This is a genomic window from Chitinophaga pollutisoli (genome assembly GCF_038396755.1).
Classification (GTDB): Bacteria; Bacteroidota; Bacteroidia; order Chitinophagales; family Chitinophagaceae; genus Chitinophaga; species Chitinophaga pollutisoli.
In genome coordinates this window covers 1,284,999-1,308,598 of the sequence record NZ_CP149822.1, presented here as the reverse complement: position 1 = coordinate 1,308,598, position 23,600 = coordinate 1,284,999, and the positions used below count along the sequence as shown (strand labels likewise).

The following is a 23,600-nucleotide window of genomic DNA, read 5'->3' as shown; positions in this document are numbered from 1 at the left end:
GCTTTCCGCTTTAATGCATTAGTTTATCGAAGATAATCAGCCGCTGGTTTTTACGCCTTTTTTGATGTGGGTTTGATTTTCTTTAAATTAGTCTGCTGATGGAGGTTTTGACATTTCAAGTAGGAAAGTTGCAAGTCGTATGACAATTGTCTTCTGATAAGTACTCCGGATAGTATTGAAATCAATGCAACTTCCCGCCCTGGCCCGCCAAAGTGAAAATAATCAGCATGGCGCCGATGGCGATCAGTCCCGCATACACATATTTATAGAATGTATTGCCCTGCAGCCTGCGGTTCAGGTACCTGCCCAGGGAAATCGCCGGCAGCATGGCGGGGATGCAGATGAAGAAGTATTGGATGACCGTCCACCCCAGCAATCCCTGCACCCCATAACCCACCACGCCGATAAAGCTGGCCGGCAGGAAGTAAGCCTGCAAGGTTGCCCTGAAATGCTGCGCGCTCCAGCCTCTTTTGTTACCATACACCACCAGCGGCGGCCCGTTGATCCCATAAGCCCCGCCCAGCACGCCGGACAAAAATCTGCAGATGAAAAGCCAGAACGGACTGTCATGTTCCAGCTTCACGGAATGTTTTGCCCGGAGTGTAAAAATGCTGTAACTGATGATCAGCGCGCCCAGCCCGATCTTCACCCAATATTCGTTGCCGTAGGAAAGCACGAGCAACCCCACGGGTATCCCCAGCAGGGCGTACAAAATCAGCCATTTGGCGCTTTGGAAGTGGATGGATCTATGATCCTGTACTACTACCACCGCCGCAACAAAAATGGACATCAGCACCGACAAAGGCACCGCCACATGCAACGGGATAAAGAGCAGGAAAAGCGGCACGGCGATCAGGGATTCCCCGAACCCGAAAGTAGAACGTACCAGTGTGGCGAGAAAGCTGATCAGGACCAGGTAAATGATGATGATAAGCATGCTTCAGCAGCCCGGGTTATGGGCTGAAAATGGTTTCCGGTTAAAGGGTTGCAATGTAATCAATTCCAGGCGGTTTACATCGCTGAAGCATGCTTGTTTCGCCGCTTTATTAAACTACCTTGATTTATTATTTGCCTGTTTGCAATAAACTTGCCTGAATGCTAAAAAAATTAGTATTTTTGCCTTGGGCCCATCTTCCAACAGGATTAGGCAGGATATGAGTAAAAGCAGCGCAGATATCGTTAACCAGTTACAGGCTGAGATCAACAGCATCCAGGGCTACAAGCCCGCGGAGGCGGCGGTTTGCCGTATGGGGATGGGGCCGGTGGAAGCTGCTTTTCCCAACGGAATTTTCCCCGAAGCCGGCATCCATGAATTTATTACCACCTGCCGGGAAGGTTCCGCCGCTTCAGAAGGCTTTATCGCCGCCCTTCTTGCTAAATTATTGAGCAAAGGCGGCGTCGCCATCTGGGTGAGCATCAGTCATGCGCTTTTCCCGCCGGCGCTGGTCGCTTACGGCGTTCAGCCGGACCGTATCGTGTTTATCAACGTGGAACGATTGAAAGATGCTTTATGGGTGACCGAAGAAGCGTTGAAATGCGAAGGCGTCGCGGCCGTCATCAGTGAAATCCGCGATCTGGGTTTCACCGAATCCCTCCGCTTGCAGCACGCGGTGGAACAAAGCAGGATTACCGGTTTTATCCTGCGGAAAAGCCCCCGGGCAATAGGCTCCGCCGCCTGCTGCGCCCGATGGCGCATCACGCCGCAACCCAGCAGGAGCGTGGCCGGACTGCCCGGCATCGGCTACCGCCGGTGGAACGTTGCCCTGGATAAAGTGCGCAACGGCAACACCGGAAACTGGCTGGTGGAATGGAGCGACAGCGGCCTGCAGGTAGTGCCGAAAGAAACCGGATTGATCATTGAGGAAAGAAGAAATGTGGGATAGTGATGATGGAAAAGCGATTTGTATCCATCTGGTTCCGTTACCTGTTAACGGACTGGCAAACGCTCCGGCGGCCGGAACTGAAGAATGTCCCGTTTGTTTTTACGGGGAAAGACGGCGCGCGCCTGATCGTGAAAGCCGCCAATCCCATCGCCCTACAGGAAGGCGTGACGGCTGGCATGCCCGCGGCGGATGCGAAAGCCATCGTGGCCGGGCTGCAACTGCTGGACGAGCGCCCGGCATTGACCGGGAAATTACTGGCGGCCATCGGTGAGTGGTGCATCCGCTTTACACCTGTGGTGATGGTGGATATGCCGGATGGTTTGCTGATGGATGTAACCGGTTGCGCGCATCTGTGGGGCGGAGAACCGCCATATCTCAAAGAAATCGTTACACGTCTGCGTGCCGCTGGCTACGATACCCGCATTGGCATCGCCAGCACGCCTGGCGCAGCCTGGGCCGTGGCCCGCTACGGAAAAAACGGCCCTGTCGTTCCCCCCGGAAAACAATTGGAAGCCTTGCTGCCCTTGCCCACCGCGGCACTCCGCATTGAACCACAGGTGCAATTGCGCCTGCACAAAATGGGGTTCTGGCAAATCGGTTCCTTCATTCATATGGACCGCCGCATGTTGTTCCGCAGATATGGGATCGGGCTGCTCGACCGCATCGAACAGGCGCTGGGCTTCAAAGAAGAAGTGCTGACCCCGATCCAGGTTATCCCTCCCTACCAGGAGCGGCTCCCTTGCCTGGAGCCGATCCGTAACGCGGCGGGCATCGAAATCGCCATCGGGCAATTACTGGAATCGCTTTGCAAACGCCTGCACAGCGAGGGCAAAGGCGTTCGCGCGGCGAAGGTAAGCTGCCACCGCGTCGATGGACAGGTGCAGTCCATTGAGATCGGTACCACGTCAGCTTCCGGCAACGTGGGGCATTTGCTGGGCCTTTTCAGGCTGAAGATCAGCAGCATCGCGCCGGGCCTGGGCATTGAGTTGTTTGTACTCGACAGCAAGGTGGAAAACGCTGCGCAGGAACAACACGCGCTTTGGGGAGGCGGTACGGGCGCTGGCCATGCTCCAATCAATGAACTGCTCGACAGGATCGCCGGCAAGATCGGCCCCGGTGTTATTCACCGGTACCTCCCGGACGCCCACCATTGGCCGGAGCGCTCCATCCGCAAAGCGCAATCCATCACCGAACTGCCCGCCATGGCCTGGCGGACGGATATCCAACGCCCTGTGCAGCTTTTAGCGGATCCCGAAAATATTACTGTGAGCGCCCCGATCCCTGATTATCCGCCCATGAACTTCATCCACAAAGGCGTGCTGCACGAAATCAGCAAAGCCGAAGGCCCGGAGCGCATCGAGCAGGAATGGTGGCTGGAAAACGGCGAACATCGCGATTATTATGTGGTGGAAGACCGTGAAGGCCGGCGTTACTGGCTGTTCCGCTCCGGCCACTATGGAGAGAAGGCCCGTTTCAATTGGTATTTACATGGCTATTTTGCTTAAATGACTGAAGATGGAATACGCGGAATTACAAGTTACCAGCAATTTCAGCTTCCTCCGCGGCGGTTCCCATCCCGAAGAACTGGTGCAACAGGCGGCTATCCTGCAACATGCGGCCATCGCTGTAACGGACCGCAACACCCTGGCGGGCATCGTGCGGGCGCATACCGCCGCGAAAACATGCGGGATCCGATTCATCCCGGCTTGCCGGCTGGACCTCGAAGACGGGCCTGGTTTGCTGGCATTTCCAACGGATAAAGCAGCCTATGGCCGCATGAGCGCATTGCTCAGCCTCGGTAACATGCGCGCGGAGAAAGGCGAATGCCTGCTGCGCAAACAGGATGTGTATGCCCATCGCCAGGGCATCCGGTTTGTGACCGTGCCGCCGGATTCGTTGGTGCGGGATTTTGAGCTGGATGCGGGGTATAAAAAGCATGTGGAAGAATACAGGGAAGCCTTCGGCCGGGGGCTCTATATTGGCGCGTCAAGAACCTATGCGCAGGACGATCAGAAACGGATCTTCCGTTTGCATCAACTGGCCGGTTATCTCGGCGTGCCGATGGTGGCCCTTAACGACGTGCATTACCATTGTCACGAGCGGCGCCAGCTGCAGGATATATTAACCTGCGTGCGGGAGAAGTGTACGATCTATGATGCCGGTCTCCGCCTGCACGCCAACGCGGAGCGCTATCTCAAGGAACCGAAAGAAATGGAGCGCCTTTTCCGCCAGTATCCCGACGCGATCCGCCAGACGATGGAGATCGCTGAATCCTGCCGGTTTTCGCTCGATAGCCTTCAATACATTTACCCGGAAGAAATCACCTCCGGTGGCCGCACACCGCAGGAAGAACTGGAAATGCTTACCTGGCAAGGGGCAAAAGCACATTTCGGAGAAGTGCTGCCGGAAAAGATCATCCATTCCATCCACCACGAAATGTCTTTCATCCGCGAAATGGATTATGCCGCGTATTTTCTTACGGTGTATGATATTGTCCGGTATGCGCGGGAAAAGCAAATCCTTTGCCAGGGGAGAGGATCAGCCGCCAATTCCACGGTTTGTTTCTGCCTGGGCATCACTTCTGTCAACCCCACAAAATTCGACCTGCTCTTCGAGCGTTTTATCTCTTCCGCCCGCAACGAGCCGCCGGATATCGATGTGGATTTTGAACACGAAAGGCGGGAGGAAGTGATGCAGTACATTTATAACAAATACGGCCGCGACCGCGCGGCCATCGTGGCAACGGTTACCCAGCAGAGGCAGAAAGGCGCCATCCGCGACGTAGGAAAGGCGATGGGATTGTCGGCCGATACGGTCAGCCGTCTCAGCAGCGCCATCTGGGAATTTACGGATGAGTGGTTTGACGAAAAAGCCCTGCGGCAGGCAGGCCTCAACCCGGAAGATCCGCACCTGAAAAAGGTGCTGGAACTGACCGGCCAGATGATCGGCTTCCCCAGGCAACTGGGGCAACATACCGGTGGTTTCGTCATCACCCGGGGCAAACTGACGGACCTGTGCCCGATCCTGAACGCACGCATGGAAAACCGCACGAATATAGAATGGAACAAAGACGATATCGAAGCGCTAGGCTTCCTCAAAATAGATGTGCTGGCATTGGGTATGCTCACCTGCATCCGCAAAGCGTTCACCCTCGCAAAGGAGCACTACGGTTTAGATCTGACACTGGCCAATATCCCGCAGGACGATCCTAAAGTATATGAAATGATCAGCCATGCCGACACCATCGGTGTTTTCCAGATCGAAAGCCGCGCGCAGCAAAGCATGCTCCCGCGGTTGCGGCCAAAGAAGTTTTACGACCTGGTGATAGAAGTGGCCATCGTTCGCCCGGGGCCTATACAGGGCGATATGGTGCACCCTTATCTGCGGCGCCGTAACGGGGAGGAACCTGTTTCCTTTCCTTCCGAAGAGTTGAAGGAAATCCTGGGCCGCACGCTGGGCGTTCCCCTTTTCCAGGAACAGGCGATGAAAGTGGCCATCGTTGCCGCTGGGTTTACCCCTGCGGAGGCCGACCAGCTGCGGCGGAGCATGGCCACGTTCAAGTCGCATGGCCTGGTCAGCAAATTCAGGGATAAACTCATCAATGGAATGGTGGGCCGCGGCTACGATGCGGAGTTTGCCGGCCGGATTTTCAAGCAGCTGGAAGGTTTCGGGAGTTATGGTTTCCCGGAAAGCCACGCTGCCAGCTTCGCGCAGCTGGTGTACGTTTCTTCCTGGCTGAAGTGCTTTTACCCGGAGATCTTCGCAGCCGCGCTTCTCAACAGCATGCCCATGGGCTTCTATCAACCCGCGCAGATCGTTTCCGATGCACGCAACCACGAGGTAACGGTGCGGCCGGTGGACGTGAATTTCTCGCAATGGGATAACAGCCTGGAGGAAAAGTCGGGCCGCTACCGCGCGTTGCGCCTGGGCTTCCGGCAGATCACCGGCATGCGCGCGGAAGACGCTCAGATCCTGACCGGTGGCAGGGGAGCGGGTTATACCACCATCACGGAGTTGAAAAATGCGGGCATGACCGTCGCCGCGCTGGAACGCCTCGCGGATGCCGATGCCTTCCGCTCGATGGGGATGGACAGGCGCCGCGCGTTATGGGAAGTGTCCGCCCTTGGCGATACCCCTGAAGCTTTGTTCGCCGGTCAGCCTTCTGAGACCAGCCACGAACAGCAGGTGGAGCTTCCTTTCATGAGCACGCCGGAACATGTGGTGCAGGATTACGCGGCTACTTCTTTGTCGCTGAAAGCGCATCCCGTTAGTTTTGTACGGCAACAGCTCACGCAGCTGCATATTCTTTCCGCCAAGGGCATTGCCACGGCGGTGCATGATTCACATGTAAAGGCCGCGGGTTTAGTATTGGTGCGCCAGCGCCCCGGTACAGCGAAAGGCGTTTGCTTCATCACCATCGAGGATGAAACGGGCGTTTGCAACCTCGTGCTGTTCGAGAAAGTGTTTGAGAAATACCGCAAGGAAGTCCTGCAATCCACTTTGCTGATGGTAGAAGGGAAATTGCAGCGCGAAGGAGAAGTGGTGCACATTATCGTGGAGCGCTGCCACAATCTTACCAAACTGATCAAAAACACGATTGCCAGAAACGTAGACGAAAGCCTGCTGATGACAGTATCAAGGGCGGATGAGAAATCTCCTTATCCCGCAAGCACCCATAAAAACGGCGAGCATCCCCAACCGGATATGTTCGTGAAGTCCCGGGATTTCCATTAAAGCACCACGAAGTTGACAATATCCACGCCGGTATTACCGCTCCGTTCATCAAACGCATACACAGTAACCTGGTATTCGCCCTTTTCTGTAATATGGAGTTTGCCTTCGAAGAGATTATCCGCCACGCAGGACATGGATGCTTCCTGCAACAGCTGGCCGTTCTTTTTCACGATCGCTTTCACTTCCATCTTATCCCCGTTCCACAATCCTCCTTTTTGAATGATGCAGCCGCACATCATGACGATATTGGCCTGGATGGTCAGCGGTTGGGAATTGAGGGAAGACAAACGAAGGTAGTTATGCGTCCGGGGCGATAAAATATCAATGATGAACCCTGGAATTTCAAGAATAACGCCATCACCGGTGATGTGTTTACCTGGTATCACCCACATTTCCACCGCGGCATTTACCTGCGATTGCCGGTGGTTGGCCGGTGCCAGCACCTCGATCCGGACAAGCGTGGGTTCCGAAATGTTCAGCACGGCATCGAATTTGGCCGCCGCTGCATCGGCCATCAGCGCATACCGGCCGCGCGCGGTGTCCATGATCTGGGCGGTATTGCCGGGCGTTCCCGCCGTTTTACCTTCCGCCAGGATTTGCTGGTTGAATTTGTTGCGGATGATGACATGCGCGCCACCGATGGAGGAACCCAGGAATTTAGCGTCTTTGGCCCGCGCCCTGACAAAAACATGCGTTTCGATACAGAACGCCTGGCTAACGATCATCATCGCCATCGCGAAGATAGATAGGCATTTAAACATGGCTGGTTTTTCATCAAGATACTAAAATGGACATAATTTCTGCAAAGGAAAGCCATTTGCACGTGGATTACTCCCGTAGCATATGTATTGTCTAACAGGCTTTCGAATTTTCCGGGCAGGCTTTTGTCGATGTTGTCGCGGATAAACCCCGGTCTTACAAACGGGCGCTGCCAAGATGCAGCTTCAGTTGCCGCAGATACTTCTTCATATCGCTTTTCGCTTTATACGAAACGATAAAGTCCGGCAGATTGAAACCTATCGCGAATTTGACGATGCTTTTATCAAATTCGAGTTGGTAAGTGATTTCCGTCGTGTTCTCGGAAATGGCTTTCACCGTTCGCTGGCTTTTCAGGTAAAACCTGGCCTCGCCGGGCGTTTCAAAGATGGCGGCTTTGTTTTTATCGAACCGGATGCATTTCAGTTGCAGCAAATTGTTGGCGGCTTTTTTCGACAGGTAAGAATATTCTGAAATGGTGGTGCCGGTTTGCAAAGGGCCGTCTGGTACGCTGTCGTTTATTTCCGTGCGCCATAGGCTATCGTTGCTGGGATCGGCGAAAAACGCAAAGGTGTTTTCCACATTTTGATGTACGAGGATCGAGCCGGTGGCCTTAATGAGGTTTCTGTTTGTCATACGTTCTTGTTGGGGAGCACATTTGCAGGGAGCAGCCGTGCTGTTTTTTCAGATATGCGGGATAGGGGCAAAAGTACAACAAGGCGGCAGCAAAAAAAAGACAAATCAGCGCAAGCCGACTTGTCTTTTTCTCATTTTCCCTGGAAAGGGCACTATGTTTTACTGCGAACCTATTCCAGCAGCTTTTTCAGACCGGCCTCGTATTGGGCGATTTCGGCGGTTAAAGTGTCGGTCAGGACCTTTTTAGCGGCTTTTTCGCCATCCATAATGATGGACCACCGAACCACCGATGTGCCTTTGCTTTCGGGCAGCGACTCCACCAGCGCCGTCACGATGGCTTTTGTTACGCCGGCAGGCAGGGGAGATGATATCTGGAATACGAAGAATTTGTAGGATTCGTGCACCTGCTGGATCTCGTCGGTTCGTTTGCGGCCGTCGGCGAATACCAGGTCGCGGTACTGCGTCCCACGTTCCGTCCGGATATTCACTTCGGAGATCAAGCCGTTGGCGTAGTCTTTTACTTTCGGCAGGTCGCGGATGACTTGCCAGATTTCCGGCGGATGGTTTTTGATCCGGGTTTCATGCAGGTATTCCGGGGTAACTTTTTGCGCCGCCGCCATCTGGGCCGTAGCCGTTCCGCTCCAGCACACCAGGATCCATAACAGGTACTTTTTCATGCTTCCGTTTGATTTTTGAAAAAGTAGAGGATTTGACGGGGATCTGTATCGGAATATGTACCAACCGGGTGAATAAGGGGACGAAATCCGTGAACTACCCGGCATGAAAGCGGCCTGTAATGCACAGGCCGCTTTTTTTCATCATTACGGGTATTAATACTTGTTGTTCTTGCGATGCTTCACCACCTGTTTCACCAGTTTGGTAAGTTGCTTGATGTTTCGCTTCTTATCCGCTTCGCTGGCCTGGAAATGATATTGCTCGCGCAGTAGCTTCAGGTAGCTGCGGTATACCGGTTCCGGCAGTTCGCCGCTGCGGACGGCGGCCGTTATGGCGCATCCTGGTTCGTGCTGATGCGTGCAGTCACCGAACCGGCATTGCGGCGCCAGTGCATCGATCTGCGGGTGATAGACGCCGTCGCCCGCACCCTCGTCTGTTACACCGAACTCGCGCATGCCCGGCACGTCGATGATCATGCTGCCGTTGGGCAGCAATACGAGATGCCTGGCGGTGGTGGTATGTTTACCCTTGTTGTTGGCGGTGCTGGTAGCGCCTTCTTCCTGCAACCTGTAACCCAGCAGGCTATTAAGCAGCGTGCTTTTGCCCACGCCGGACGAGCCCAGCAGGATGTAAGTGTGCTGTGGCAGGAGGTATTGGCGCGCCCACTCGTCCTGCGAGGGTTGCAGCGCGCTGGTGAGCACCACCGGGCAGTTGTATCCCAGTTCCTGTACCGTTTGCCGGTACGTTTCCGGATCGGGAACGAGGTCTGCCTTGTTGAGGATAACTACCGGCCGGATGTTGCACTGCACGATTTGCTGCAGGTAACGTTGCAGGCGCATGAGGTTGAAGTCGCGGTCGAGGCCCTGCACGATAAACGCCGCATCGATATTGGCCGCCAGCACCTGGCGCGTGCTTTGCGTACCGGGCGCCTTGCGGCTAAGTGCGTTGATCCTGGGCAAAGTGTCGATGATGATGCCTTCTGCGTCATACCGCTTTGCCAGCACCCAGTCACCTACTTTCGGGTAGTCTTCCGGCTCGCGGCTGTTCATAAGCGCACCTGACAATTGCGCGTCTGCATTGCCTGTTGCTGTAATGAGGAGGTGTTTAAAGCCTTGTATAGACAGCACTCTCGCGGCTTCGAGGTGCTGGGTTGTGTTTGTTTCGAAATGGCGCATGAAATGCGCATTCCATCCGTACGACTGTAATGTCGGCATGGTAATATTATGCTGTCTTGCGTATGCGGACAGGCATAGCAAGTTTTTATCAATAAATGATGGGAAAAGTCAACGCAGGTAGCCAGGTAATAATAAAGCGGGGATGCTTTGCGGGCCTGCGCTAGGCGACAATGATCGACAAAAGGTTATATGTTGATGTGCGTGTCATGAGGTACAAAGGTAATTAAAATTGACAATTTCCGGGAAATGGGATAGCAAACGGGCAAATTATCGGCAGTTCTCCAGACCAATAGTCGGACGCAGATTATCCTGGTTGCTAATCTCCAGCTTATATCCCTTGCCGCGTATAACGGCAATTTTGACCGTGGGGTCAGGGTCCAGCTTCTTTCTGAGTTTGGAAATGAACATATCCGGGCTGCGGCCTACGATCACACCCTCATCTTCCCAAATCTCTTTTTGCAGCCTGTCTCGCGATATGGTCACATTAGGCGTCAACGCGAAAATGTGTAACACACGGGTTAGTGGCGGATGCTGACAGGGCTTTAAGTGGCGGCGTGCTGAGCTGACGGCCGCGGTGCCTATTGCCTGGATATTTATTCTCCTGTTGTATATGCCTTTAGCATGGGCCTTGTAACAGCATCCAGGATATCGAATGCGACCTCTGCCATCCTGTTGCCCCGGTGGTCCAGGAGCGGGTTTACTTCCACGATTTCATAGCAGATGACTTTCCCCGTGCGGAAGATCGCTTCGGTCATGCTGATGATTTCGCCGGAAGCAAATCCTTCCGGAACGGGTGTGCCGGTGCCGTCGGAGATCTGGTCGCAATCCATGCTGTCCACATCGAACGAAACGTAAATCATATCGCAAGCCGCCAGGCGTTCCAATGCCTCCGCGATGCAGTGTTGTATCCCTAGTTGCCGTACCTGGGCAACGGTGTAGTTTTGAATGCCGAGTTGTTCGATTAACTTGTCTTCCGCCGGTTCTGTGTCGCGCACGCCGAAATAAACCAGGTGTTCGGGATGAAGTTTTACGCCCGGCGCGCCCAGCGTTTTCAGTAGTTCCCAGGCGGCGGCGGTGTGGGTGTTCACGTCATTGATGCGGCAGGACAGGTTATCCTGGTGCATGACGGCTGCCAGCGGCATACCGTGCAGGTTGCCGGAAGGGGTGGTGTAGGGGGAATGGATATCCGCGTGCGCATCGATCCATATCACGCCGAGGGTTTTATCGGGGAATGCGGCTTTGATGCCGCTGATAGTACCGATGCCGGAGGAGTGATCGCCGGAGATGATTACGGGGAATTCTTTCCCGGTAAGGGTTTCGCAAACAACCTCCGCGAGCTGCCTGCATTGTTCCACGATCTGCCCGATACGGCGGCCGCAGGCATCTTCATCGCCGTGGTACACGGCTTCGTTACGCGTTTGTATTTCAGTAAAGGCAACCTGGTGGAAGAAGTGGTTCCCTTTGTTGATAGCGGCAATTTCCATCGCGTCGATTCCCATGTCTGACCCGCGCGTACCCGCGCCGATATCCGACCTGTTTTTTATGAGCTTCAGGGATGGGATCATAAACATCGGGATTTAATAGCGTTTTCAATAATGGTCAGACTTTCAATCACCTGTTTGGAATGGATGATTAACGGTGGTGCGAACCTGATTTTATTGCCATGGGTGGGCTTGGCCAACAGCCCGCGATGTTTGAACTCCAGGCAGAGATCCCAGGCCAGTTCGGGGTTAGCCGTGTTATCCACCACAATGGCGGTGAGCAGGCCCTTGCCTCTCACTTCGGTAATGACGCCGTGGCGTTTGGCGATATCCCGCAAACCTTCGCGCAGCAAACTTCCCATTTTGAATGCGTTCAGCGGGAGGTCTTCGTCGATCACCACCTGGATGGCTTCCATTGAAACCGCACATGCGAGCGGATTGCCGCCGTAAGTGGAACCGTGTTCCCCGGGCTTGATGCAGAGCATCACTTCATCGTTAGCCAGTACGGCGGAAACGGGCATCGTGCCGCCGGATACCGCTTTCCCGAGAATCAGCATATCGGGTTTGCCCTCGCCGGTGGCGATGTCGTAGGATGCCAGCATGCTGCCGGTTCTCCCGATCCCGGTCTGGATCTCGTCTGCGATGTACAGCACGTTGAACCGCTCGCACAGCGCCGCCACGCGCGCCAGGTAGTCGTCGTCCGGCACCACCACGCCCGCCTCACCCTGGATCGGCTCCAGGATAACGCCTGCGATATGCTCGTCTTTTTGTAAAAGGGTTTCGAGGGCGTGGGCGTCGTTGAAGGGTACTTTTTCGATCCCGTCGAGGAAAGGCCCGAAGCCTTTACGGGCCTGCTCGTCGTCGGACGCGGACACCACCGAGATCGTGCGGCCATGGAAATTCCCGTCGGCGAACACGATCTTCGCCTTGCCTTCCGGGATGCCTTTCACGGTATAGCCCCATTTCCTGCAGAGCTTCATCGCCGTTTCCACGGCTTCCACGCCGGTATTCATGACCAGGGCTTTGTCGTACCCGAACAGCCGGCAAAGATATTCTTCAAATTCGCCCAGTTTATTATTGTAAAACGCCCTGGAATTAAGGGTGAGTTTTTCCGCCTGTCTGATCAGCGCCGCCGTAATGCGCGGATGGCAATGCCCCTGGTTGACGGCCGAATAGGCCGAAAGGAAATCAAAATATTGCCTGCCTTCCACATCCCACAGGTAAACGCCTTCCCCTCTTTCCAGCACTACGGGCAACGGGTGGTAGTTATGCGCGCCGTAATGATGTTCTTTGGTGATGAAGGCATCGCTTTTTGATAATTGCTCCAGTATTTCCATCGTGGTTGGTTTTTGTATCAGTGAAATCTGAAATGCAATTTAACTTAAAAATGCCTTATGAAAGTTAAAAATGAATTAAATTGTCGTCAAAATAAGTCAAAACAAACGAAATCCGGGTTGTATGGAGCATGTTGACGCATTTGATATCCAGATATTGAAGGAACTGGAAAAAGACGGGCGCAAGCCTTATTCAGCTATTGCCACGGCGCTGGGCGTGTCCAATACGATGATTCACCAGCGGGTCAGCCGGTTAATGGAATCGGGTATTCTCGAAGGGATTAAACCGGTGCTCAATGAGAAACAACTGGGTTACGACTGGGGCGCTTTTACGGGCATCACGCTGGAAAAGGACCAGGATTCAAACCGGATCATCGAGGCGCTGAAGAATATCCCCGAAGTCACGGAGTGCTATTATATTTCCGGCAGTTATACCCTGTACCTGCGGATCATCGCGCGGGACCACGCGCATATGCGGAAAGTGCTGTATGAGAAAATTGATTGTATTCCCGGCATAGCGAAAACGGATTCTATCATGGAGCTGGGTTGCGCTTTTAAGAGGAATGTGACGTTATAAATTTTGATCGCGGAAGCCCCCGTTCCGCTAGGCATCGCCATGTGCAACAGGGGCTTCCGGTATCCCGGGTAAGCATCTGATAAGCTATGATCAGGGTCCGGCGCGTGTCTGGAGTCAAGACGAAGAAACATCCGGATAGAAAACGCAAATACCTTTGCCGGAAGATTTACGGCATATCAGATGGTTTAGCCCGCCCTGGATGATATTGCAATCGGTTTTTTGCGCAGAATCCGGAAAAATTACGGAATATTCTTCCGTTGATTGTGGAATCACAAACATTCTTGAATTTCGGCTGAAATATTTTCGATACCAACCATTTGCCTTTATAATTCTCACGTATGACACCAGAAACCAACCGGATCAAGTGTTTGATCATCGGGAGCGGGCCTGCGGGCTATACCGCGGCTATCTACGCCTCCCGCGCCGGGCTAAATCCCGTTATGTATCAGGGCATCCAGCCCGGAGGACAACTCACCATCACCACCGAAGTAGAAAACTATCCCGGCTATCCCGAAGGGATCCAGGGGCCTGAAATGATGGTCAACTTTGAAAAACAGGCCGCCCGCATGGGCGCGGATATCCGGTATGGCCTGGCTACGAAGGTGGATTTCAGCCAGCGGCCTTTTAAAGTCTGGATCGACGAAACCGAGCTCCTGGAAGCGGAGTCCGTCATCATCGCTACAGGCGCTTCCGCCAAATGGCTGGGGCTCGACAGTGAGCGGGAACTAAACGGTTTCGGTGTGAGCGCCTGCGCCGTTTGCGACGGTTTCTTTTTCCGCGGCAAACCCGTTGCCATCGTGGGCGCAGGCGATACCGCCTGCGAAGAAGCGCTGTACCTGTCTAAAATCTGCAGCCGCGTAAGCATGATCGTGCGGAAAGACGAACACGGGATGAAAGCTTCTAAAGTCATGCAGCAACGCGTAAAAATGGCGGAAAACATCGACATCTACTGGAATGCGGAAACGGAGGAAGTGCTTGGCGATACCCGCGTGGAGGGTGTCCGCATCGTCAATAACAAATCCGGAAAAAAAGCACGATCCCGGTAAACGGATTCTTCGTCGCCATCGGCCATCAACCTAACTCGGATATCTTTTCCGGCTGGCTCGATATGGACGAAGCCGGGTACATCAAAACCATTCCCGGATCTTCGCGTACCAGCATCCCCGGCGTGTTTGCCGCCGGCGACGTGCAGGATAAGCAATACCGCCAGGCGGTGACGGCCGCGGGCTCCGGGTGCATGGCTGCGCTGGATGCCGAAAGGTTCCTCGGCGAGATGGCGTTCGAGGAAGATGAAGCGGCGCCGCGCATGCAGCTGGAAGCGCTTACCGGCGCTATGTTTTAATGAAGACCGTATAACCCCCTTACTTTTTACATCATACACCAAAACAACCACGGAATTATGGAACAACAATATATCCTGCCGCTCGGCAGGGTAGGGATCGGCGATATTCCCCTCGTCGGGGGGAAGAATGCGTCGCTCGGGGAGATGCTGCAGCATCTCACCAGCCTCGGCATCCGAATCCCGGATGGGTTCGTCATCACCACGCATGCCTACAACGAATTCATCGCCCACAATAACCTCATCAATCGCATCAAAGACCTCGTCAGCGAAATCAATTTCGATGATGTGGAATCCCTCCGCAGGGCGGGCCTTTCCATCCGCAATCTCGTCCGCAACGCAAGGTTCCCGGCGCATTTGTCGCAATTGATCATCGATGCGTACGGCGGGCTGTCGGCACAATACGGGCAAGATATCACCGATGTGGCCGTCCGCTCCTCCGCCACGGCGGAAGACCTGCCGGACGCGTCTTTCGCCGGCCAGCAGGAAACCTATCTCAACGTAAGAGGACCGGCGGCGCTGGTAGATGCGGTGCGGAACTGCTTCGCTTCCCTGTTTACGGACAGGGCGATTTCCTACCGCGAAAACTTCGGCTACGATCACTTTACTGTGGGCTTGTCGGTTTGCGTGCAGAAAATGGTCCGCAGCGATCTCGGCACCAGCGGCGTCGCGTTTTCGCTGGACACCGAATCGGGCTTCAAAGACGTGGTCGTGATCAACGGCTCTTACGGGCTGGGTGAAATGGTGGTGCAGGGCGCCGTGTCGCCGGATGAATATGTCGTATTCAAACCCACCCTCGCCCTGGGGCATGCCGCGCTCATCGAGAAGAAGCTCGGCGTGAAGGACAGGATGATGGTATACGGCGATGATGCCGATGAGCGCGTGCGGATCATTCCCACCGAAAAAGCTTCCCAGCAACGCTTCTGCCTTGACGACGCCATGGCGCTGACCATAGCGGACTGGGTCGTGAAGATCGAAAAGTACTATTCCAACCTGAAGCAAGCCTGGACGCCGATGGATGTTGAATGGGCGGTAGACGGCATGAGCCGGGAACTGTTCATCGTACAGGCCCGCCCCGAAACGATCCACTCGCGCCGCATCCCGGGAAAGTTCGTGGACTATGCCATACGCGACGAATCCCGCGCGGAGAAGTTGCTGGTAAAAGGCATTGCCGTGGGCGATAAGATCGTTTCCGGGAAAGTAAACATCCTGTATTCGCTTGATAAGCGTGTGCTGGAAGGGCATGAGTTCAAAGAAGGCGATGTGCTGGTAACGGATATGACCGATCCCGACTGGGAGCCTATTATGAAAAAAGCATCCGCCATCGTGACCAACAAAGGCGGCCGAACCTGCCACGCCGCCATCGTGGCCCGCGAAATGGGGTTGCCGGCCGTTGTAGGTTGCGGGAATGCCACCGAATTGCTGCAAAGCGGCCAGCTGGTAACGGTAAGCTGTGCCGAAGGGGATGTGGGCCTTGTTTACCAGGGCGAAATACCCTTCACCCGCGAGGAATACGACCTGGACGTGTTGCCGGAAGTGAAAACGAACGTGATGCTCAACGTGGCCTCGCCGTCGCTGGCGTTCCAGTTTGCCCATCTGCCCAATAAAGGCGTGGGGCTGGCCCGGGAAGAATTTATCATCAACAACTACATCCAGGCGCACCCGCTGGCTTTGCTGCGGCACCGTGATATCGGGGACGCGGATCTCTCCGCCAAAATCGGAACCCTCATCGCCGGCTACCAGCATGAAGAAGATTTCTTCGTGAACAAACTCGCCTGCGGCGTAGCCAAGATCGCCGCGTCTTTCTACCCGAATAAAGTGATCGTGCGGTTCTCCGATTTCAAAAGCAACGAATACTACAACCTGCTCGGCGGAAAATATTTCGAGCCGAAGGAGGAGAATCCTATGATCGGCTGGCGTGGTGCTTCGCGGTATTATTCCGAGAGCTACAAAGCGGCGTTCGGGCTGGAATGCAAGGCCATCCGGAAAGCCAGGGAGGAAATGGGTTTAAGCAATATCGTGCTGATGGTGCCGTTCTGCCGGACAGTCGAAGAGTTGCAGAAGGTGCAGGATACGATGGCTGAATATGGATTGAAGCGCGGTGAAAACGGCCTGGAGCTATACCTGATGGCGGAATTGCCATCCAACGTGATCCTGGCTGATGCCTTCGCGCAGCATATCGATGGTTTCTCCATCGGCTCCAACGACCTGACGCAACTGACGCTCGGCCTCGACCGGGACTCGTCGCTCGTCGCGAATCTATACGACGAACGCAACCCGGCGGTGAAAGAAATGATCCGCATGCTGATCCGGACGGCGAAGCAGCGTGGCGTGAAGGTAGGGATCTGCGGACAGGGGCCTTCCGATTATCCCGATTTCGCGAAGTTCCTGGTGGAAGAAGGGATCGACAGTATTTCCGTGACGCCGGATTCAGTGTTTAAAACGATCAACGCCATCGCAGCGATCGAAGGACAAGTATAAATCTGCCGATGTCTGTTTGTTTGCAATAAAAAAGAGGTCGCCCGATGCAGGGCGGCCTCTTGTATTTTGGTAATGATACAGAGCAGCGCTCAGCGCTTTTGCTTTTCCTGCGCGTCCACCACGGCGATGGTGATCATATTCACGATTTCCCGTACCGAACTGCCCATCTGCACGATATGCACGGGTTTCTTCAATCCCAGGAGGATGGGGCCGATGGCTTCGGCCTCCCCGAGCTCCTGCAGGAGTTTGTAGGCGATGTTGCCCGATTCGAGGTTGGGGAAAACGAGCGTGTTCGCCGGGGCGTCGGCCAGTTTGCTGAAGGGGAAGTTATCCCGCAGCAAGGTGTTGTTAGTCGCGAAGTTGGCCTGCATTTCCCCGTCGATAATGAGTTCCGGATGCCGGTCGTGCAGGATCTTTACCGCTTTTCTAACCTTTTCCGGCACGGCGCCGTTGTTGGAACCGTAATTGGAATAGGAAAGAAGGGCGATCCTGGGCTGGATGTTAAACCTCCTTACCGCACGTTCCAGCAATAAAGTCAGGTCTACCAGGTCTTCGGCGGAGGGGTTTACATTTACTGTTGTGTCGCCCAGGAAGACGGGGCCTTTGCGTGTCATCATCATATACATGCCGGCTACGCGGGGAACGTCTGCTTCCGTTCCGATAACGTGCAGTGCGGGCCTGATGGTAGTGGCATAGTTTTTTGTAAGGCCGGAGATCATGGCGTCGGCTTCACCGAATTCCACCATGGAGGTACCGAAGTAGTTCCGGTCGCGCATCAGTTTGGTGGCTTCGGGCAGGGTGATTCCCCGTCTTTGCCGTTTTTCGTACAATGCTTCGGCGTATTTATTCAGCCGGGCGGTTTCGGTGAAATTGTCGATAATCTCCACATCCGCGAGATCCAGCTCGTGTTCCGCGATAATTTTCTCAATGGCGGCTTTGTTGCCCAGCAATACCGGGATGGCGATATGTTCGTCGCGGACGATCTGGGCGGCTTTCAGGATTTTGTAGTTATCCGCTTCCGCAAATACGACCCGCTTGGGATCTTGTTTGGCTTTGTTGATGAGCGCTCTGAAAATGGTATCGTCTCCGCCGATCCTCCGCTTCAGTTCTTCCTCATAAGCGGGCCAGTCGGTAATAGATTTCCTTGCAACGCCGGAATCCATCGCGGCTTTCGCCACGGCCATGGAAACGTTGGTCATCAGGCGGCTGTCCATGGGCTTGGGGATGATGTAATCTTTCCCGAACCGGATGTTCTTTTGGTTGTACGCCATGTTCACCGCTTCCGGCACGGGCTTTTTGGCCAGATCGGCGATCGCTTTTACCGCCGCGATTTTCATTTCCTCGTTGATGCTGGTGGCGCGAACGTCGAGGGCGCCGCGGAAGATGTACGGGAAACCCAGCACATTGTTCACCTGGTTGGGATAGTCGGACCGGCCGGTGGCCATGATGATATCCTTCCTGGTGGCGATGGCTACGTCGTACGCGATTTCCGGGTCCGGGTTCGACATGGCGAAAACGATGGGATTGGCTGCCATGGAAAGCAACATTTCGGGCGTCACGCATTTGCCGGAGGAAAGCCCGATGAATACATCCGCGCCTTCGATAGCTTCCGCCAGGGTGCTGATTTTCCGGGGAGTGGCGAACTCGGCCTTGATGGCATCCAGCTTCTCCCGGTCGTCCCGGATGACGCCCGTGCGGTCGCACATCACGATGTTTTCTTTTTTCGCGCCGAGGGAAACATAAAGCCGCGTGCAGGAGATGGCGGCCGCGCCGGCGCCGTTTACGACGATCTTGATGTCTTCCAGCTTTTTCTGTTGCAATTCGCAGGCGTTCAGCAGGGCGGAAGCGGAAATGATGGCGGTGCCATGCTGATCGTCGTGCATCACGGGGATGTTCATCTCAGCTTTCAGGCGGCGTTCGATCTCGAAGCATTCCGGCGCTTTGATGTCTTCCAGGTTGATGCCGCCGAATGTAGGTTCCAGCGCTTTAACGATCCTGACGAACTCATCGACGTTCTTCGTATCCAGTTCCAGGTCGAACACGTCGATGTCCGCATAGATTTTAAACAACAGGCCTTTCCCTTCCATAACAGGTTTTCCCGCTTCCGGGCCGATGTCGCCCAGGCCCAGCACGGCGGTTCCGTTGCTGATGACGGCTACCAGGTTGCCTTTGGCGGTGTATTTGTAAACATCTTCTTTGTTATCTGCGATCATGAGGCAAGGCTCCGCTACGCCGGGCGAGTAGGCGAGGGAAAGGTCGCGTTGGGAGTTTGTAGGTTTGGTCGGGATCACTTGTACTTTCCCCGGGCGGCCCTGGGAGTGGTAATCAAGCGCATCCTGCTTCTTGTTAAATCTGCTCATAATAATGGTAAATAATGTGGTTGGTTAAATAATGTCGGATAAGTAATCGTTGAGTTTTGGAATAGGATCGTGTTGATTGGTTTGTCAGGTTAAATGTACAATTTTGTGGGATGAATGATGCGACCGGTGGGGGAGTTGCCAATCAAAGGTAAGCATGTTGTAATGATAGAGTCTGTGGAGTAATTATGCAGAACGATGGTTCTCTGGCAGGATGATAACAGTCATCGCGATACATAAAAAAAAGGCCGAACAGCGTTTAAACTATTCGGCCAATGTTGGTGCCCAGAACTGGATTCGAACCAGCACACCGTTGCCGGCGCTGCGACCTGAACACAGTGCGTCTACCAATTTCGCCATCTGGGCATCCCTGGTTTTGTGTTCGGGATGGCAAAGGTAAATCATTCCCGGAACTTTCCAAATCTTCGTCAAAAAAATTATCCTGCACGGAAACATCCGTAATCATTCTCGAAATCCGTGAGGTCGCATTCGAGCGATGCGCGGTCCCAGTTCGCCGTGTTGGCGGCAGCTTCGTAAGTGGATTGCAGGAATGCCAGCAGTGTTTTTTCCGGGTTGGAAGATTGCTGCACCACTTCATACGGCAGCAGGAATTCTCCCAGCTCTTTGCTCCAATAAGCGCCTTCCGGCTGCACCGGATAATCCGCGAAACCCTCAGGCCCGGGATACGCATAACTGTAAAACGCCGCCTGCGGAAAATATGCACTGCCGGGCCAGAAACCGCAGGAACTCACTTCCTTCGAATACGCCTCCTGCATCACCCGCGCCGGAAGGTTCGGCGCCGTGCCCGTATGCAACGGCGCGTCGCGGCCCGAAAAACGCGTCACCGCCAGGTCGAACGCCCCCCAGAAAAAATGAACAGGGCTCACCTTACCCGTAAACCCCGCCCGGAAACGGGTGAACACGATATGGATGTTCACCATCGCCCGCCAGCAATCTTCCATCTTATTGGCATCGTACGACCGGTGATCGTAATCTTCCTCAAACGGCACTGCGTTTTCCAGCTCGCTCGGCATGGTGAAAATCGCTACGTCTACTTCCAGCTGCTTTAGCTTTTCAAACACCGCATGATAAAAATCCGCTACCGCCATCGGTCGCAACTCGAGCGACTCCTGCCGCCCCTCGCTCGTCGCGATCCGCAACCGGTGGCGCACGAAATCGAAGTCGATTTGGAAAAGCCCCCGGTCAAAAGGTATGCTGCCGGTCGACAATCCCGTGGGGCTCACCATCAGCGTTACATGCCACGAATGGTTGAGCCAGGGCATCTTCCGCAAACGGATCTTGCCGATCACCTGCGTCCAGCGGTGGACGGTCGCCAGCGTGTCTTTCCAGGAATCATAATCCAATACAGGCCATTTTGTAAGCATACGCATCGTTTTGTCCTAGCTAAAACAATCCGCGTGCCTTTTGGTTCTTGAAAGCCGGAACGGCCGCCCATGGATGCTATCCACGGGCGGCCGCGCCATTGAAATCTTCGCTCATCTCGAACCAGGCCACCGGGATGGCGCCTGCCATCACAGCGCCCACGGGGCGCTTGCTGCGGATGTAATTGCGGATGAAGGCCGGCTTGCCGCCGTTCACGACATGCACCGTGGCCCAGTAGCCGTCGCGGGCCAGGTCGAGCACGTAGCGGTCAGAAATATGTCGGAGTTCTTTGCGGGATGTACGGCCTACGGTTGTTTCACGTCTTTCCACCAATGTTTTGCGGGAAGGGGCTGATGGAGGAAGAAGGTTTCCCCGATCCTGGGTGTAGCCAGTGGCATGCCGGCTTTCGCGGCTTCAGCGGCGGTGCGTTGGGCGGGCTCGTCCCAGGGATGGAAGGCGAGGGCGAATTTGGCCCAGTGGACGGGCAGGAGCGCCCTGGCCCGGAGGTCCTCCGCGGCGCGCACCGCTTCTTCCGGCATCATGTGGATGGCCGCCCACTGCGGGTTGTATTGGCCCGTTTCCAGGATCGCCAGGTCGAATGGCCCAAACGCTTCGCCGATGGCCTTGAAATGCGGGCCGTAGCCGGAATCCCCGCCGATGTAGATTTTTTCTGTCTCGGCAGCCAGTATATAGGAAGACCAAAGTGATTGGTTTCTCTTCACCCCACGCCCTGAGAAGTGCCGGGCGGGCGCGGCGGTAAGCGCAAGCCCTACGGGCAGGTCCGCACTTTGTCCCCAATCCATTTCCGTGATGATTTCCGCCGGGATGCCGCAACGCACCAGGTCGGGCTTCACGCCGAGCCCCGTGTAAACGTTTTTAATACGGCTGCGCAGGCTGGAAATTGTCCGGCTGTCGAGATGGTCGTAATGGTTGTGGGTGATGATGAGCACGTCGATATCGGGCATGTCCGCCGCGCTGTAGGCATTGGCGCCCGGGAAGGCTTTGGCGAACAGGGGCACCGGGGAGGCGTGGCTGCTGAATACCGGGTCCACAAGGATATTCCCCCCGTTCATCCGGATGAGGTAGGACGAATGCCCGAACCAGGTGACGGATGTCTCCGGCCCGTTAAGCGCCTTCAGGTCACTGCGGACCGACGGCAAAGGCGCCGGCGGGTTCACATGTTTGGGCTTGCGCATGAATTTCAGGAAAGTCCTGAACATCGATGTGTCGCCCGACATGAGGGCGGTAGGCAGCTCGTTGTGAAAAACGCCGTTCCTGAAGCGGGGTGAGTTCCAGTCCATGACAGCGAATGTAGCGCATAGCCGGGAATTTCCGATTAGAGGTTAAAATAGTATTGCTTAAAACCGGGATTTTCATGAACGTATGATGAAAATGCAACATAAAGTGCCCAAAACCTGCTGACATCCTACTGACATCCTTCGCTCATCCTTCGAACGTGTTCGCTCGTGGTACGGGTTTGAGGGTGTTTGGACGAAGGATGGACGAAGGATGAACGAAGGATGGCCGAATGTTCAGGGGGAGATGAATTTTGGATGATGTTATTTTGATGCGCAGGTTTTCCGGAAATGTCGCGTTTTTACAATCCGCATGCGTGGCGGGATGTTACTTTTGGGGTATGATTACCATCGCCACATTCCGGGAGCTCTGCCTGTCCATGCCGGAAACCACCGAAGTGAAGCATTTCGACCGGCAAGCCTTCCGCACGAAGCGCAAAATATTTGCAACATTATTGGAAGAAGCGTCCACGGCTAATTTCCCGTTTACACCCGAAGAACAGGCCGCCTGGTGCAAACTCGCGCCCGGTGTGTTTTACCCGGTGCCGGGCGGCTGGGGGCTCCAGGGCTGGACCACCGTCGATCTCAAAAAGGTAAAGAAAAGCCAGCTGGTGGACGCCGTGCAGAGCGCCTGGTACCACGCGGCGCCGGCGAAGCTGCAGGAACAGTTCCGGATGCAGAACGGGCTATAGGATGGTGAGGTGCTGGGCGCGGTATGGCTGGATCTCCGGTCTGTCGGCCGGTATTCATGTTTACCGAAATTTCCCTGTTTATGCATAGAAATACCGGTGGATGCTCCGTAAAAATAGGGATTGGCAGCATAATTCGCATTTTTCACAGGATGGTTTAAATGCGGATTAACGGTAAAGTGTTTGATAATCAGTTTTTTGGGGTTGGTGGTGATGGGATGTACCAATTCCCGGGATCCATGAACTTGCAAATTTTGCCGGGGGGTTCTGCAAATAATTTGTAAATAGCGCCCGAAAAATACCATTTACGCTATGAATAATACCGCAGAAGCGCAGTTTGAAAAAACGGGATTGACATTACCGCCGGCGCCCGCGCCACTGGGCGTTTACAAGCCTTGCCTGGTCGACGGGAAGTACCTGTACCTTTCCGGTCACGGCCCCGTGCAAAACGACAAATCCCTCATCATCGGCCGCATCGGGAAAGACATGGACATGGAAGCCGGAAAGCTGGCTGCCCGGCAGGTGGGCCTCACCATGCTGTCGACTATTAAAGCACATCTCGGCAGCCTCAACAGGGTAAAGCGGGTGATCAAAGTGCTGGGAATGGTGAACTGCGTTCCGGAATTCGAAAAGCATCCCTACATCATCAATGGCTGCAGCGAACTTTTCGCCGCCGTATGGGGAACGGAGAACGGGATCGGCGTCCGCAGCGCCGTAGGATTCGGCTCCCTGCCCGATAACATCCCCGTGGAAATCGAGGCGTTGTTCGAACTGGAGGAAGAGCAGGGTTGACAAGCCGATTCTT

Annotated in this window: 20 protein-coding genes, 1 tRNA gene and 2 pseudogenes; 9 read left to right on the top strand and 14 right to left on the bottom strand. The window is 54.7% G+C overall.

Annotated elements, in window-relative coordinates:
- Positions 1-181: 181 nt before the first annotated feature.
- Positions 182-937, bottom strand: a complete 756-nt coding sequence (locus tag WJU16_RS05430; RefSeq protein WP_341837306.1) for a sulfite exporter TauE/SafE family protein — start codon at positions 935-937, stop codon at positions 182-184.
- Between the two features lie 217 nt (positions 938-1,154).
- Here WJU16_RS05430 and WJU16_RS05425 point away from each other — a divergent pair, with 217 nt between their 5' ends.
- From WJU16_RS05425 to WJU16_RS05415, 3 genes are read left to right on the top strand one after another with little or no spacing between them, the layout of a single operon-like run.
- A complete protein-coding gene (locus WJU16_RS05425; RefSeq protein ID WP_341837305.1) occupies positions 1,155-1,883 on the top strand; it encodes an Error-prone repair protein ImuA in 729 nt (242 codons plus the stop codon).
- A 2-nt stretch (positions 1,884-1,885) separates the two neighbouring features.
- Positions 1,886-3,388, top strand: a complete 1,503-nt coding sequence (locus WJU16_RS05420) for a DNA polymerase Y family protein (protein WP_341837304.1) — start codon at positions 1,886-1,888, stop codon at positions 3,386-3,388.
- Between the two features lie 10 nt (positions 3,389-3,398).
- Entirely contained in the window at positions 3,399-6,617 is a 3,219-nt protein-coding gene (locus WJU16_RS05415; protein ID WP_341837303.1) for an error-prone DNA polymerase, read from the top strand.
- Here the strand turns inward: WJU16_RS05415 and WJU16_RS05410 are convergent.
- From WJU16_RS05410 to rocD, 7 genes are all read right to left on the bottom strand, one after another.
- Positions 6,614-7,378 (bottom strand): hypothetical protein, encoded by a 765-nt coding sequence (locus WJU16_RS05410; protein ID WP_341837302.1) that lies wholly within the window; start codon positions 7,376-7,378, stop codon positions 6,614-6,616. The two genes, WJU16_RS05415 and WJU16_RS05410, sit on opposite strands and share 4 nt — an antisense overlap.
- 154 nt (positions 7,379-7,532) lie before the next feature.
- On the bottom strand, positions 7,533-8,009 hold the full coding sequence (locus tag WJU16_RS05405) for a hypothetical protein (protein ID WP_341837301.1): 477 nt from the start codon (positions 8,007-8,009) through the stop codon (positions 7,533-7,535).
- 170 nt (positions 8,010-8,179) lie between these two features.
- Positions 8,180-8,686, bottom strand: a complete 507-nt coding sequence (locus WJU16_RS05400; RefSeq protein ID WP_341837300.1) for a hypothetical protein — start codon at positions 8,684-8,686, stop codon at positions 8,180-8,182.
- A gap of 153 nt (positions 8,687-8,839) precedes the next feature.
- Positions 8,840-9,898, bottom strand: a complete 1,059-nt coding sequence (gene rsgA, locus WJU16_RS05395) for a ribosome small subunit-dependent GTPase A (RefSeq protein ID WP_341837299.1) — start codon at positions 9,896-9,898, stop codon at positions 8,840-8,842.
- A 228-nt stretch (positions 9,899-10,126) separates the two neighbouring features.
- Positions 10,127-10,372 carry a helix-turn-helix domain-containing protein gene (locus tag WJU16_RS05390; protein WP_341837298.1) on the bottom strand — a complete coding sequence of 82 codons (246 nt, stop codon included), beginning with the start codon at positions 10,370-10,372 and terminating at the stop codon, positions 10,127-10,129.
- 80 nt (positions 10,373-10,452) lie between these two features.
- Positions 10,453-11,424, bottom strand: a complete 972-nt coding sequence (gene rocF / locus WJU16_RS05385) for an arginase (RefSeq protein WP_341837297.1) — start codon at positions 11,422-11,424, stop codon at positions 10,453-10,455.
- Positions 11,421-12,677 carry an ornithine--oxo-acid transaminase gene (gene rocD / locus WJU16_RS05380; RefSeq protein WP_341837296.1) on the bottom strand — a complete coding sequence of 419 codons (1,257 nt, stop codon included), beginning with the start codon at positions 12,675-12,677 and terminating at the stop codon, positions 11,421-11,423. Before rocD ends, rocF begins: the two co-directional genes overlap by 4 nt.
- Before the next feature lie 121 nt (positions 12,678-12,798).
- Here rocD and WJU16_RS05375 point away from each other — a divergent pair, with 121 nt between their 5' ends.
- From WJU16_RS05375 to ppsA, 4 genes are all read left to right on the top strand, one after another.
- Positions 12,799-13,251, top strand: a complete 453-nt coding sequence (locus WJU16_RS05375) for an Lrp/AsnC family transcriptional regulator (RefSeq protein ID WP_341837295.1) — start codon at positions 12,799-12,801, stop codon at positions 13,249-13,251.
- Between the two features lie 338 nt (positions 13,252-13,589).
- On the top strand, positions 13,590-14,297 hold the full coding sequence (locus WJU16_RS05370; protein WP_341837294.1) for an FAD-dependent oxidoreductase: 708 nt from the start codon (positions 13,590-13,592) through the stop codon (positions 14,295-14,297).
- Positions 14,270-14,593, top strand: a complete 324-nt coding sequence (locus WJU16_RS05365) for an FAD-dependent oxidoreductase (protein ID WP_341838650.1) — start codon at positions 14,270-14,272, stop codon at positions 14,591-14,593. The genes WJU16_RS05370 and WJU16_RS05365 overlap by 28 nt, the downstream gene beginning before the upstream one ends.
- Positions 14,594-14,650: 57 nt before the next feature.
- Complete coding sequence (ppsA, locus tag WJU16_RS05360) at positions 14,651-17,071, top strand: phosphoenolpyruvate synthase (protein WP_341837293.1); 2,421 nt, start codon at positions 14,651-14,653, stop codon at positions 17,069-17,071.
- 89 nt (positions 17,072-17,160) lie between these two features.
- Here the strand turns inward: ppsA and WJU16_RS26020 are convergent.
- The 6 genes and pseudogenes from WJU16_RS26020 to WJU16_RS05335 form a co-directional block, all read right to left on the bottom strand.
- Positions 17,161-18,132 (bottom strand): annotated as a pseudogene (locus tag WJU16_RS26020) (phosphate acyltransferase); the annotation flags it as partial.
- 72 nt (positions 18,133-18,204) lie between these two features.
- Positions 18,205-19,431: pseudogene (locus tag WJU16_RS26015) on the bottom strand (malic enzyme-like NAD(P)-binding protein); the annotation flags it as partial.
- A 276-nt stretch (positions 19,432-19,707) separates the two neighbouring features.
- Positions 19,708-19,794: transfer RNA gene (locus WJU16_RS05350), tRNA-Leu, on the bottom strand.
- Between the two features lie 71 nt (positions 19,795-19,865).
- Positions 19,866-20,813, bottom strand: coding sequence for a DUF5996 family protein (locus WJU16_RS05345; protein ID WP_341837291.1), 948 nt, complete (start codon positions 20,811-20,813; stop codon positions 19,866-19,868).
- A 76-nt stretch (positions 20,814-20,889) separates the two neighbouring features.
- Positions 20,890-21,141: a hypothetical protein gene (locus tag WJU16_RS05340; RefSeq protein WP_341837290.1), complete on the bottom strand. Its 252-nt coding sequence runs from the start codon at positions 21,139-21,141 to the stop codon at positions 20,890-20,892.
- The gene (locus WJU16_RS05335; RefSeq protein ID WP_341837289.1) at positions 21,117-22,112 is read right to left on the bottom strand and encodes an MBL fold metallo-hydrolase; all 996 of its coding nucleotides are present in this window, start codon (positions 22,110-22,112) and stop codon (positions 21,117-21,119) included. The genes WJU16_RS05340 and WJU16_RS05335 overlap by 25 nt, the downstream gene beginning before the upstream one ends.
- A 335-nt stretch (positions 22,113-22,447) precedes the next feature.
- Between WJU16_RS05335 and WJU16_RS05330 the strand changes: the two genes are divergently transcribed.
- Both WJU16_RS05330 and WJU16_RS05325 read left to right on the top strand, forming a co-directional pair.
- The gene (locus tag WJU16_RS05330) at positions 22,448-22,798 is read left to right on the top strand and encodes an MmcQ/YjbR family DNA-binding protein (protein WP_341837288.1); all 351 of its coding nucleotides are present in this window, start codon (positions 22,448-22,450) and stop codon (positions 22,796-22,798) included.
- 309 nt (positions 22,799-23,107) lie between these two features.
- Positions 23,108-23,587 carry a RidA family protein gene (locus tag WJU16_RS05325; protein WP_341837287.1) on the top strand — a complete coding sequence of 160 codons (480 nt, stop codon included), beginning with the start codon at positions 23,108-23,110 and terminating at the stop codon, positions 23,585-23,587.
- The last annotated feature ends 13 nt before the right edge of the window (positions 23,588-23,600 follow it).